We start from the raw sequence: 11734 nt of genomic DNA on the forward strand, positions 1-11734 counted from the left end.
CACCTGTTCTCATCCCGAACACAGAAGTTAAGCACTTCAGCGGCGACAATAGCTGGGCCTGCCTCAGTGAAGATAGCACGCTGCCAGGTGATCGACATCCTTATGGATGTCTTTTTCTTTTCTGTTTTATCTATACCAATTCCATGGTATAATATTCAACGTATAAGTAGGTGAACGTATGAAACAAAAAGTACTATTAGGATTATCAGGCGGAGTTGACTCTGCTGTAGCGGCATATATATTAAAAGAACAGGGCTATGATGTTACCTGTGCTTTTATGCGTAATTGGGATTCTTTTGCGAATAACGATATTTTAGGGAATCCAACCATTCAAGACGATGTTTGTCCACAAGAACAAGATTATTTAGATGCTAAAGCAGTTGCGGATGCATTGGAGTTACCTTTGTTGAGAGTGGATTTTGTAAAGGAATACTGGGATCATGTATTTACGTATTTTTTAGATGAATATAAAAAAGGAAGAACTCCAAATCCAGATATTTTATGTAATAAATATATTAAATTTGATGCTTTTATGAACTATGCGAAAAAATTAGGGTTTGATACTTTAGCAACTGGTCATTACGCGCAAGTAGATCACAGTGGTGAAAAAAGTAAAATGTTACGTGGTGCAGATAATAATAAAGATCAAACATATTTCTTATGCCAAGTACCTCAAGACTCACTTGCACATTCTTTATTTCCTATTGGACATTTACAGAAACATGAAGTTCGTGAAATCGCGGAGAAACTGAGTTTAAAGAGTGTTTCTGAAAAGAAAGATTCAACGGGAATTTGTTTTATCGGTGAACGAAATTTTCGAGAATTCTTACAAAACTATCTTCCTTGTCAAGATGGCGATATTGTAGATATTGAAACTTTAGAAGTTGTTGGTAGACATGGTGGTGTTTTATACTATACGGTTGGACAACGTAAAGGGTTAGGGATTGGTGGAAATAAAGGCCCTTGGTTTGTTGTAGGGAAGGATGTCGAAACAAATGTTTTATATGTGACCAATGGCGATGAATCCGATTGGTTGTATACAGATAGTTGTATTGTAACAGGAGTAAATTGGTTTTCATCAGAACTACCAAATGGGGAACTTCAGTGTACTGCGAAATTTAGATACCGGCAAAAAGATCATGATGTTGTACTTCGATTTATAGATGAAACAACTGTTTTTGTTCGTTATGAACAAGGTGTTTCTTCTGTTACATGTGGTCAAGAAGCGGTCTTTTATAGAAATGAAGAGTGTCTTGGCGGAGGCGTCATTGAAGAAGTATTTATCAAGGGCGAAAGTTTACAAAATAGAATCAATAGGAGATTGCATGATGGAAAATAGGGAACGTGTGCATGCCTTGTCATTACCACGAGTAATTGCTCTTTTAGTACATTATTTTGTAGGTTACATGTATGTTTATGGAATTGTAATATCTAGAATTACATTAGCGATTGATCCAAATGCAAAAATGATTTTGCCATCATTACAAATCGCTACCTATGTGTTTACTATTGTGATTGCGCTTTTGTTAGCGTGGCCAGTGATAAAACAAGGATATAATAAATTTAAGGAAGCTCCATTACAAAATATAAAGCTAATTATTGGATTGGCAGTTGTTTTATTATGTGTAAACGTTACCTTATCGATGGTTGTATCCCTGATTAGTAATTCAAATGGTAGCAATAACCAAGAGGTCATTCGACAAGCGAGTAATGTCGTGCCAATGATTACCTTATTGTCCACTTGTATTGCAGCTCCACTAGTAGAAGAATGTGTATTTCGAGGTGGGGTATATGGTTACCTTCGAAAGAAAACCAATTTCATAGTTGCCATTATTGTGAGTTCCATACTATTTGGTTCTATACATTTCGTGGATACACTGCTCATTGGAGATTTTAGTGATATTATCTACTTGTTTGTATATGCTGGATTAGGCGTTGTCTTAGCATTTAGCTATGAAAAGAGTAATAGTATATTAGTGCCTTTTGGCATTCATTTTTTAAATAATGCAATATCCATGATTGCAATGCTTTTATAATGAATTGAGGAATGATAAATGAATGAATCTTTAGTATTAAAAGCAAAACATCTTTTAACGATTTTCCGTAATGATCAAAGTGGTTATAGTGTAGCAAAATTTGTAACTTATGATGCAAATGAGGAAGATTTTGTAGCTACGGGATATTTTCGAGAATTACATGAAGATGTGATTTATGAACTTCATGGTGAATATATCGATCATCCGCGTTATGGGATGCAGTTTCAAGTTAGTGCTTATGAGAAAATGAAACCGAACGATGAAACATCATTGATTCGTTATTTTTCTAGTAGCTTGTTTCCTGGAATTGGAAAACAAACGGCCGCAATGATTGTCCAAATTCTTGGAGATGATGCCATCGCAAAAATCAAAGAGAACCCAGAAGTTTTAATTGATATTCCATCATTAAATCATAAGAAAATAGAGAGTATTCTGCATGGTGTAAATGATCATGAGAATTTAGATGATTCGATTGTATTTTTTACGCAACATGGAATCAGTGTAAAAAACATTATGAAACTAGAAGCAACTTATGGAGAGAGAGCTGCCTCTGTTGTGAAAGAAAACCCTTATCGTTTGATCGAAGAAGTAGATGGAATTGGGTTTAAAACAGCAGATAAACTCGCTAAAGAATTATCATTTGCCAGTGATCATCCATATCGTATGAAAGCTGCAGTTCTTGCATGTATTCTTGATATTTGTATGGCAAATGGTGATACCTATACAAGTGAGGATGCTTTATCAAAACGATTACGTAAAGAATTCGATGTGGAAATCGTATTGGATGACTATTTGAATGAATTACAAAAAGAACGTTTGGTAATGTTGGAAGATGGGCGTATATATCATCATACGCAATATGACGCAGAAAAGGGAATCGCGAATTTTTTATATCATTTCCCTTATGTAGAAGATATTTCTTTTGATTCTTCTATGGATGAGGAAATCACGGAGCTTGAAGAACGTTACCATATTCATTATGAAACGAAACAAAAACAAGCCATGACTGCGTTCTTCAAGGATTCATTCTCCATAATTACAGGAGGTCCAGGTACTGGTAAGACGACAATTGTACAAGGTATTTTAGCACTTTGTAGAACTTTTTTGCCGACACAAAGAGTTGCACTATGTGCACCAACAGGTAGAGCTAGTAAACGTTTATCAGAGCTCAGTAATGGATCTGCAATGACTTTACATAGCTTATTAAAGTGGGATTTAGAAACTAATACATTTCAAGCGAATGAAAAAGAACCAATTGATTATGATATTTTAATCATCGATGAGTTTTCTATGGTTGATCAGTGGCTTTTTTATAATTTGGTAAAAGCTTCTAAGAATGTACGCAAGATTCTACTTATTGGAGATGAAGATCAGCTACCAAGTGTAGGGCCAGGGTGTGTCTTAAAAGATCTTATTGAATCAAAACAATTCTCTTTAAGTAGATTGGATAAGATTTTTCGTCAAAGTGAAGGTAGTGGAGTTGTTCGCTTAGCACATGAAATACGTGATGGACATATAGAGGTGATGAACAATACTGGAGATATAGCATTTTTTAATGCGCAGAACTATGAAATCAAAGATTTGGTGATGAGCATTGTCTCTAATGCGTTTGAAAAAGGCTATCAGGAAAAGGATATTCAAGTGTTAGCCCCAATGTATGGGGGAGTAGCGGGTATTGATGCTTTAAATAATGCATTACAGAAAATGATCAATCCTCCTCGTGGACACGTACAAGAAATAAAAGTAGGATATCGAACATTTCGGGAAAACGATAAGATACTACAGTTGAAAAATCAACCAGATGATGGTGTGTTTAATGGAGATATAGGTACGATTCTAGAAATCATCCCAAGTTATGAAGATATTCATCATACCAATCGTATTACTGCGGATTTTGATGGTGTGATAGTTGAATATGCAGGTGAACAAATTTATCATATTACACATGCATATTGTGTTTCTATTCATAAATCACAGGGAAGTGAGTATCCAATCGTGATTTTGCCGATTGTCTCAGATTATCGTCATATGTTACAGAAACGATTGATTTATACGGCAGTTACTCGTGCAAAGAAGAGTTTGGTTATGCTAGGTGATCCAAGTGTGTTTGAAAGAGCTATTCAAATAGAGGATCGTCAGGTCAGAAAAAGTACTTTAAGACAAAGAATTTTAGAATTCTTTGGATAGAGCATCTACTTACTTCCACACTAGTAGTGATGGGAGTGATATTATGAACAAATGTATGGTTTCTGCAGTCATAGGATTAATTGCTGGAATGTATATAGGTTATACACAAGAGGAAGAATTATCTGATATTTATCGTAAATCTCGCCGGCAAAAGAAAAAAATGATGAAAAAGATTCACAAATCCTATGATCATATGTGCGACTGTATGGATTTAGACTAACCCCTAAGGGGTTTTTCTTTTATGAAAACATTACCTTTTACACAACGCTTTATTAGAATTTGTAAAAAAAGTATCCTTCCACTACTTTCTATCTTATTACTTGTACTTGTTTTAAAACAACTTCATCTTTTTGAACGTTTGGTAGATATTTATAAGTCTTGTTTACCAATCTTCATGGGTGGTGTAATTGCGTTTTTATTACAACCTATTATTGATCGCTTACGAAAACATTTTTCTACTCGTACTTCCGTATGTTTGGTGTATATTGGAATCCTATTAATGGGATGTGTCTTTTTAATGATTATAATGCCATTACTTTATCAACAAATCTTGGATTTTATAAAGGTATTTCCTTCGTGGGTACAAAAGATTGAAGAGTTTTTACAAACATATCATATTTCATACGATAACTTGAATGTCGTGAAAGAAAAATATTTGGATGAGGGCTATATCATTGTCATTGATTCTTTAAAGAATACAATGGATGTTGTGACCAAATATGGCATAGCATATATTACTGCATTTTTCCTTTCTATCGATTTAGATTTTTGGAAGCGATGTGCAAAAAAACTACTTCCTAATGTACAACGCTTTTCTACCTTTTATCTTACAATGAGTAACATTGTCTTTCAGTACTTGGTAGGTACATTAATCGACTTATTATTTATCGCATGTAGTGTTGGAGCTGTGCTTTATTTGATTGATTTTCCCAATGCTATTTTATATGCGATTATTTTAGCTTTGTTAAACTTATTTCCTTATATTGGTGCGACTTTTGGTTTGTTGTTGATTGCTGTAGTGGGATTGTTGAGCTATGATTCCTTTCCAGTCATTCCATTTCTAATTGTTTGGACCATTCAACAGATTGAATCCAATGTAATTCAACCGATGATTTTCAATCGTACAATGAATGTTCGTCCAATCCTAACCTTTGTATTTATTTTTATATCCGAAGCTTTCTTTGGAGTGGTTGGTGTAATTCTTTCTCCTATCTTTGCGGCGATTGCACAAATTGCATTTCGTTCTTATCTGCATAGTAAAACAAGTGACAAAGTAGGAGAGTGGGATGATATTTGGAGGGATTTTGATGAAGTTATGAGAGAAGAAAGTTATGAAAACTGATATATAAACTATTTGCCAAAAGCTCCACAATATGATAAACTAAATTCATTCATTGAAACGTTGAAGAAGATGAGTACATGTCTTGACGCATCAAAGAGAGAAAGCGGTTGGTGAAAGCTTTTATGCTAAGGAATGGAAGCTACTTTGGAGTTTCACGTGATTTCGCGTTAAGAAAGAAATAAGGGTGCTTTATATACATATAAAGTGAACTAGGATGGTACCGCGTATATTTACGTTCCTGGAATAGGAACGTTTTTTTATTGTTCAGGAGGTAAGAGAGAATGAAACAATTAACAGGTAATCAAGTTCGTCAAATGTTTTTAGATTTCTTTAAATCAAAAGGACATATGATTGAACCAGGAGCTAGTTTAGTTCCACACAACGATCCAACATTATTGTGGATCAATGCAGGTGTAGCAGCTTTAAAGAAATATTTTGATGGTAGTGAAAAACCAAGAAATAATCGAATAGCAAATGCTCAAAAATCAATTCGTACCAATGATATTGAAAATGTAGGAAAGACAGCTCGTCATCATACGTTTTTTGAAATGCTTGGAAATTTTTCTATTGGTGATTATTTCAAAGAAGACGCGATTCCATTTGCTTATGAATTTTTAACGAGCCCTGAATGGATTGGATTTCCAAAAGAAAAACTATATGTGAGTGTGTATACAGATGATACAGAAGCATATCGTATTTGGACCGAAGTATGTAAGTTCGATCCAAGTCATATTTTAAAAACAGATGGTAACTTTTGGGAAATTGGTGAAGGTCCTGGTGGTCCGGATTCTGAGATATTTTTTGATCGTGGAGAAAAGTATGATCCTGAAGGCTTAGGAGAAAAGTTATTTTTTGAAGAGTTAGAGAATGATCGTTATATTGAAGTATGGAATGTTGTATTCTCACAATACGATTGTAAACCTGAATTAGATCGTTCAGAGTATAAAGAACTACCACAGAAAAATATAGATACGGGTATGGGTCTTGAACGATTGGTATGTCTTGTACAAGAGGGCGAAACAAACTTTGATACAGATTTATTTCTACCATTGATTCATGAGTGCGAAAAATATACGAAATATGCTTATACACAAGAAGAATATAAGATGGCATTTCGCGTAATTGCGGATCATATCCGTACAGTTACATTTGCACTTGCGGATGGTGCTTTATTCTCTAATGAAGGTAGAGGTTATGTGTTGCGTCGTGTATTACGTCGTGCTGTTCGTTTTGGTAAGAAATTAAAAATTGAAGGAGCATTTATGTACAAGCTGGTTCCAGTTGTATATGAGTTAATGAAAGACTTCTATCCATACGTTGGAGAAAAACTTGAGTATATCGCAAAATTAGTAAAAGCAGAAGAAGAGCGTTTCCATACAACTTTATCCGATGGAGAGAAATTGATGTTGGATGTTATGGATAAAAACAAAGATACAAAATTGATTGATGGCGCGACTGCATTTAAGTTATACGATACATATGGCTTCCCATTGGAGTTGACAATCGAGATGGCACAAGAGAGTGACTATCGTGTAGATGAGAATGGTTTCCAAGAAGAAATGGCGAAACAACGAGAACGTGCTCGTAATGCAAGAGAAGAAGCAGAATCTATGTCTAGTCAATCTGCGGACTTAATGGCGTTTACAAAAGAAAGTGCATTCATTGGATATGATCAGACACAATGTCATGCGTTAGTAATCGGTTTGTTTAAAGATGGAAAACAAGTAGAATCATTGGATAGTGAAGGTGATGTAATCTTTGATCAAAGTGTTTGTTATGGAGAAAGTGGAGGACAAATAGGGGATAGTGGTTCTCTTCATGGGGCTGTGGAAGCACGTATCTTACAAACTATAAAAGCACCACACAAACAACATTTACACAGAGTTTCTATAGATGCTGGAAAGTTGCATGTAGGAGATGAAGTGGAAATCGTTGTAGATGAGAAAAAACGTGATGTTATTACAAGAAATCACTCTTGTACACATTTACTACAAAGTGCTTTGAAAGAAGTAGTAGGAACGCACATTCAACAAGCTGGTTCTTTTGTAAGTGATGAGTATTTACGATTTGACTTTACACATTTTGAAAAAGTGAGTGAAGCACAACTTAATGAAATTGAGGGTATTGTAAATCAATTCATCGCTGCACATTATGAAGTTCGTAAAGTAGAAATGCCAATTGAAGAAGCGAAGAAGAGTGGAGCAACTGCTTTATTTGATGAAAAATACGGTGATGTTGTTCGTGTTGTTTCTATGGGAGATGTATCTAAGGAATTTTGTGGAGGATGCCATGTGCATAATACACAAGAAATTGGAGTATGTAAAATTGTAAGTGAAGAAAGTATTGGTTCTGGAATTCGTCGTATTACTGCGAAAACAGGATTTGAAGCATATCAAGAATTCCATGCATTGGATCATACTTTACATGAAATTGCGGCAGATTTGAAAATGAACGGAATTACAAATATCGAGAATAGAGTTGTTCAAGTATTGGATGAAAATGCACAATTAAAAAAAGAAATCGCTGCATTACAAGCATCTATGTTTGCGTTGAAGGCAAATGATTTACAAACACACATTCAATCTATGAATGGAAAAGAAGTATTAATCGAACGTATGGATGGTGTGGATGCGAATGCCTTAAAGGATATCGTGACAAATTTAAAAGCTAAATATGATAATCTTGTTGTATTCCTTGGTGGTATCGTGGATGATAAGGTTGTATTTGTTGCGGGGGCAGGGAAAGAAGCAGTATCTACTGGTGTAAAATGTGGAGATTTGGTTCGTGAAGCTGCGCTCATTTGTGATGGAAAAGGCGGAGGTAGACCTGATTTAGCACAATCTGGAGCAAAAGATACATCAAAAATAGAGGATGCATTTGCATTCATTAAAAATATCCTGTCATAATGCTTTTCAATTTGATGAAAATACGATAAAATATACATATACAAAAAGGAGGTAATACAATGAAAGATATAACAGAAACGATGTCTTTTTCAAGCGAAGAGTTAAAAAGAGACAATATCAAGCATGTATTACGCTTAGTGAAAGATGCTTTGGACGAAAGAGGATATAATTCTGTAAATCAACTTGCAGGATATCTTATTTCAAATGATCCAGCTTATATTTCATCACATAACAATGCGCGTACAGTGATTCAAAGTGTAGAACGCTATGAAATTATTGAAGAACTTGTAAGATCATATCTGGAAGACGATAAGTAATGCGTGTTCTAGGACTTGATTTAGGCAGTAAAACACTTGGTGTGAGTGTAAGTGATGCACTTGGTATGATCGCTCGTTCAGTAGAAACGATTCGTTTCGAAAGCGATGATTATGATAGTGCATTTGAACAAGTACAAAAACACATCAAGGAATTCCAAGCTGACACCGTAGTTCTTGGCTTGCCTAAACATATGAATGGTGATGTTGGAATACGTGGTGATATTTCTATCATGTTTAAAGAGAAACTAGAAACATTAGGTGTAAACGTTGTGCTTTGGGATGAACGCCTTACAACGGTTGCGGCTGAACGTATTTTGATTGCGGCAGATGTATCACGTAAGAAACGTAAAAAAGTCATTGATCAAATGGCAGCAGTACAAATATTGCAGGGATATTTAGATAGTAAATACTAGGGGCTCAGCGAGCCCTTTTAGTTCTAGGAGGAAAAAATATGTTAGATTCTAATAGCTTATATGTGACAGATGAACAAGGGAATGAGAAAAGAATGGAAATTCTTTTTACGTTTAATGATGAAAATCGTGGTAAGAACTACGTAGTATTCGTAGATCCTGATGAAGAAAGCGATGAAGTATTTGCATCTGCTTATGATGAGGGTGGAAACTTGCTTCCTGTAGAAAGTGATGAAGAATGGCAAATGATTGAAGAAGTTATTGGTGCCTTCCAAGAAGATGAGGAAGCAGTGGATGAATAAAGAAGTATTCAAGAATAAAAAGGTACTCATCCCAGTTATCATTGCGGTTGTTGTGTTGGTTCTTGGTGTTGGTGGTTTTACTTATTATTCCAGTTCTTTGGGAGCGGTAAGCTCTAGTAAAGATCCTGTGGTGTTTGAAGTAAAGACAGGTGAAACATCAGAAACAATTTTAGCAAATCTAAAAGCGAATAATTTAATCAAAAATACAACCATGGCAAAACTATATATGAAAATGAATGGTTTATCTGATATGAAGGCAGGGAATTTTTCTATTGATCGTTCTATGAGTACCAAAGAAATCTTAGAGATTTTAAACGATACTACGAAAGCCAAAGATGAACAAGTACAGATTACATTTAAAGAGGGTATGTGGGCAAAAGATGTTGCCAGTGAAGTAGAAAGCAAATTAGGTGTTTCTAAAGATGAGTTGCTTACACTATGGAATGATGATACATATTTAAGTGAACTCATGAAGAGTTATCCTTTCTTAACGAAAGATATTCTAAATTCACAATATCGAGTGAAATTAGAAGGGTATTTATTCCCAGAGACATATACTTTTAAAAAAGATGCAACTGCAAAAGAAGTTACGACAACCTTTTTGGATCATTTTGGTACAATCTATGATAAGTATAAGAATGAAATTAGCAAAAGTGGGTATAGTGTACAAGAGATTGTTACTCTATCAAGTGTTGTACAATATGAAGCAGCTAAGAAATCAGATATGGATATGATTGCGGGAGTATTCTACAATCGTTTGAAACAGAACATGCCTTTACAATCAAGTGTAACCGTATGTTACGCATTATATGATAACCTTACAAGCAGTGATGATTGTGAAATTCAAACAGATATCAATTCTCCATATAATACATACCAAGTGTCTGGACTTCCTATTGGACCAATCTTGAATCCTGGAGAAGAAGCAATCCATGCGGTATTAAATCCAAAAGATAGCGAGTATTTATATTTCGTTGCGGATATTTATGGTGATGGAACCGTGTATTATGCAAAAACATTGAATGAACAAGAAGCAAACATCGATAAGTATGGACTTAGAAAATAGAGGCTGTTATGAGAAAGATGATCGTTATTGGAATTGCTGGAGGTAGTGCTTCAGGAAAAACTTCTATTTCAAAACAATTGAAAGAAACTTACGAAGATACTAGATCTGTTGTAATTATTCGACAAGATGATTATTATAAAGATCAATCCCATATGGTGATGGAAGAGCGAGTGAAAACTAACTATGACCATCCATTTGCGTTTGATAATGATCTATTGGTATCACAGTTGTCTGCTTTAATGGCAGGCAATGAAATACAAAAACCTGTATATGATTTTGTGGAGCATACTCGTTCTACAGATATCGAAGTGATTGAACCAAGTGATGTGCTTGTGTTAGAAGGCTTGTTCGTGTTAGAGAATGAAGAACTTCGTAATTTATGCGACATTAAAATATTTGTAGATACGGATGCAGACTTGCGTTTTATCAGAAGACTCTTACGTGATGTGAAGAAGCGTGGGCGTACTTTAGATTCTGTTGTAGAGCAATATATTGGTACAGTACGTGATATGCACAATCAATTTGTGGAACCAAGTAAGCGATATGCCGATATTATCATTCCTGAGGGTGGTAAGAATGTTGTGGCTATCGATCTATTACTTACGAAAATTAGTAGTATTATTTCAGGGAATATGGTATAATAGCGAGCGAATAGGAGTGAAATCATGGCTCAAGAAGAAAAATTTTTAGTAACAAAAGAAGGTTTAGATGAATTATTAAAAGAACAAGATCGTTTGATTCACGTTGTACGTGATGAGGTTATTCGTGAGCTTCAAGAAGCTCGTGCACAAGGTGACCTTAGTGAAAATGCGGACTACGATGCTGCAAGAGATCATCAAGCACAAGTAGAAGCAAGAATTCGTGATTTGGAGGCAATGATCTCAAAAGCAGAAATTATTGAAGAAGATAAGAAATCTGCAAATCGCAAAACGGTTTCTCTAGGTTCTACTGTTAAGATTTTAGATATGGACACAAATGAAGAAGAAACATATACTATCGTTGGTTCTATTGAATCTGATCCATTAAATGGAAGATTATCAAATATTACACCACTTGCAAATGCTCTTATGGACCATAAAGCAGGGGATGTTGTGGAAGTAATGACAGAAGATCCATACAATGTAAAAATCGTTTCATTAAAATAATCCTTAATTGGATTATTTTTTTT

At 34.9% G+C, this 11734-nt stretch carries 12 protein-coding genes, 1 rRNA gene and 1 other annotated feature; all 13 genes read left to right on the forward strand.

Annotation, left to right across the window (positions count from 1 at the left end; genetic code table 11):
* Positions 1-89: ribosomal RNA gene (gene rrf / locus ACWG42_RS08560) — 5S ribosomal RNA — on the forward strand; the annotation flags it as partial.
* A gap of 89 nt (positions 90-178) precedes the next feature.
* On the forward strand, positions 179-1339 hold the full coding sequence (gene mnmA, locus ACWG42_RS08565) for a tRNA 2-thiouridine(34) synthase MnmA (protein WP_455791561.1): 1161 nt from the start codon (positions 179-181) through the stop codon (positions 1337-1339).
* Complete coding sequence (locus ACWG42_RS08570; RefSeq protein WP_455791562.1) at positions 1329-2036, forward strand: CPBP family intramembrane glutamic endopeptidase; 708 nt, start codon at positions 1329-1331, stop codon at positions 2034-2036. Before mnmA ends, ACWG42_RS08570 begins: the two co-directional genes overlap by 11 nt.
* Before the next feature lie 18 nt (positions 2037-2054).
* A complete protein-coding gene (gene recD2, locus ACWG42_RS08575; RefSeq protein WP_455791564.1) occupies positions 2055-4223 on the forward strand; it encodes an SF1B family DNA helicase RecD2 in 2169 nt (722 codons plus the stop codon).
* A 43-nt stretch (positions 4224-4266) separates the two neighbouring features.
* Complete coding sequence (locus tag ACWG42_RS08580; RefSeq protein WP_455791565.1) at positions 4267-4443, forward strand: hypothetical protein; 177 nt, start codon at positions 4267-4269, stop codon at positions 4441-4443.
* A 21-nt stretch (positions 4444-4464) separates the two neighbouring features.
* The gene (locus tag ACWG42_RS08585) at positions 4465-5565 is read left to right on the forward strand and encodes an AI-2E family transporter (RefSeq protein ID WP_455791567.1); all 1101 of its coding nucleotides are present in this window, start codon (positions 4465-4467) and stop codon (positions 5563-5565) included.
* 51 nt (positions 5566-5616) lie between these two features.
* Positions 5617-5808, forward strand: a binding site (T-box leader).
* Positions 5809-5846: 38 nt separating this feature from the next.
* Entirely contained in the window at positions 5847-8471 is a 2625-nt protein-coding gene (gene alaS / locus ACWG42_RS08590) for an alanine--tRNA ligase (RefSeq protein ID WP_455791569.1), read from the forward strand.
* 59 nt (positions 8472-8530) lie between these two features.
* Complete coding sequence (locus tag ACWG42_RS08595) at positions 8531-8788, forward strand: IreB family regulatory phosphoprotein (RefSeq protein WP_455791571.1); 258 nt, start codon at positions 8531-8533, stop codon at positions 8786-8788.
* Positions 8788-9201, forward strand: a complete 414-nt coding sequence (gene ruvX / locus ACWG42_RS08600; RefSeq protein ID WP_455791573.1) for a Holliday junction resolvase RuvX — start codon at positions 8788-8790, stop codon at positions 9199-9201. Before ACWG42_RS08595 ends, ruvX begins: the two co-directional genes overlap by 1 nt.
* A 38-nt stretch (positions 9202-9239) precedes the next feature.
* Positions 9240-9500 (forward strand): DUF1292 domain-containing protein, encoded by a 261-nt coding sequence (locus tag ACWG42_RS08605; RefSeq protein WP_455791574.1) that lies wholly within the window; start codon positions 9240-9242, stop codon positions 9498-9500.
* Positions 9493-10566 (forward strand): endolytic transglycosylase MltG, encoded by a 1074-nt coding sequence (gene mltG / locus ACWG42_RS08610; RefSeq protein ID WP_455791575.1) that lies wholly within the window; start codon positions 9493-9495, stop codon positions 10564-10566. The genes ACWG42_RS08605 and mltG overlap by 8 nt, the downstream gene beginning before the upstream one ends.
* A gap of 8 nt (positions 10567-10574) precedes the next feature.
* Positions 10575-11207 (forward strand): uridine kinase, encoded by a 633-nt coding sequence (gene udk / locus ACWG42_RS08615; protein ID WP_455791577.1) that lies wholly within the window; start codon positions 10575-10577, stop codon positions 11205-11207.
* A gap of 24 nt (positions 11208-11231) precedes the next feature.
* Positions 11232-11711 carry a transcription elongation factor GreA gene (gene greA / locus ACWG42_RS08620; protein WP_455791578.1) on the forward strand — a complete coding sequence of 160 codons (480 nt, stop codon included), beginning with the start codon at positions 11232-11234 and terminating at the stop codon, positions 11709-11711.
* The last annotated feature ends 23 nt before the right edge of the window (positions 11712-11734 follow it).

It is taken from the genome of Amedibacillus sp. YH-ame10, assembly GCF_053848885.1.

Coding starts and splice junctions, on each gene's coding strand:
- mnmA (WP_455791561.1), top strand. CDS start 179: ATGAAACAAAAAGTACTATTAGGATTATCAGGCGGAGTTGACTCTGCT.
- ACWG42_RS08570 (WP_455791562.1), top strand. CDS start 1,329: ATGGAAAATAGGGAACGTGTGCATGCCTTGTCATTACCACGAGTAATT.
- recD2 (WP_455791564.1), top strand. CDS start 2,055: ATGAATGAATCTTTAGTATTAAAAGCAAAACATCTTTTAACGATTTTC.
- ACWG42_RS08580 (WP_455791565.1), top strand. CDS start 4,267: ATGAACAAATGTATGGTTTCTGCAGTCATAGGATTAATTGCTGGAATG.
- ACWG42_RS08585 (WP_455791567.1), top strand. CDS start 4,465: ATGAAAACATTACCTTTTACACAACGCTTTATTAGAATTTGTAAAAAA.
- alaS (WP_455791569.1), top strand. CDS start 5,847: ATGAAACAATTAACAGGTAATCAAGTTCGTCAAATGTTTTTAGATTTC.
- ACWG42_RS08595 (WP_455791571.1), top strand. CDS start 8,531: ATGAAAGATATAACAGAAACGATGTCTTTTTCAAGCGAAGAGTTAAAA.
- ruvX (WP_455791573.1), top strand. CDS start 8,788: ATGCGTGTTCTAGGACTTGATTTAGGCAGTAAAACACTTGGTGTGAGT.
- ACWG42_RS08605 (WP_455791574.1), top strand. CDS start 9,240: ATGTTAGATTCTAATAGCTTATATGTGACAGATGAACAAGGGAATGAG.
- mltG (WP_455791575.1), top strand. CDS start 9,493: ATGAATAAAGAAGTATTCAAGAATAAAAAGGTACTCATCCCAGTTATC.
- udk (WP_455791577.1), top strand. CDS start 10,575: ATGAGAAAGATGATCGTTATTGGAATTGCTGGAGGTAGTGCTTCAGGA.
- greA (WP_455791578.1), top strand. CDS start 11,232: ATGGCTCAAGAAGAAAAATTTTTAGTAACAAAAGAAGGTTTAGATGAA.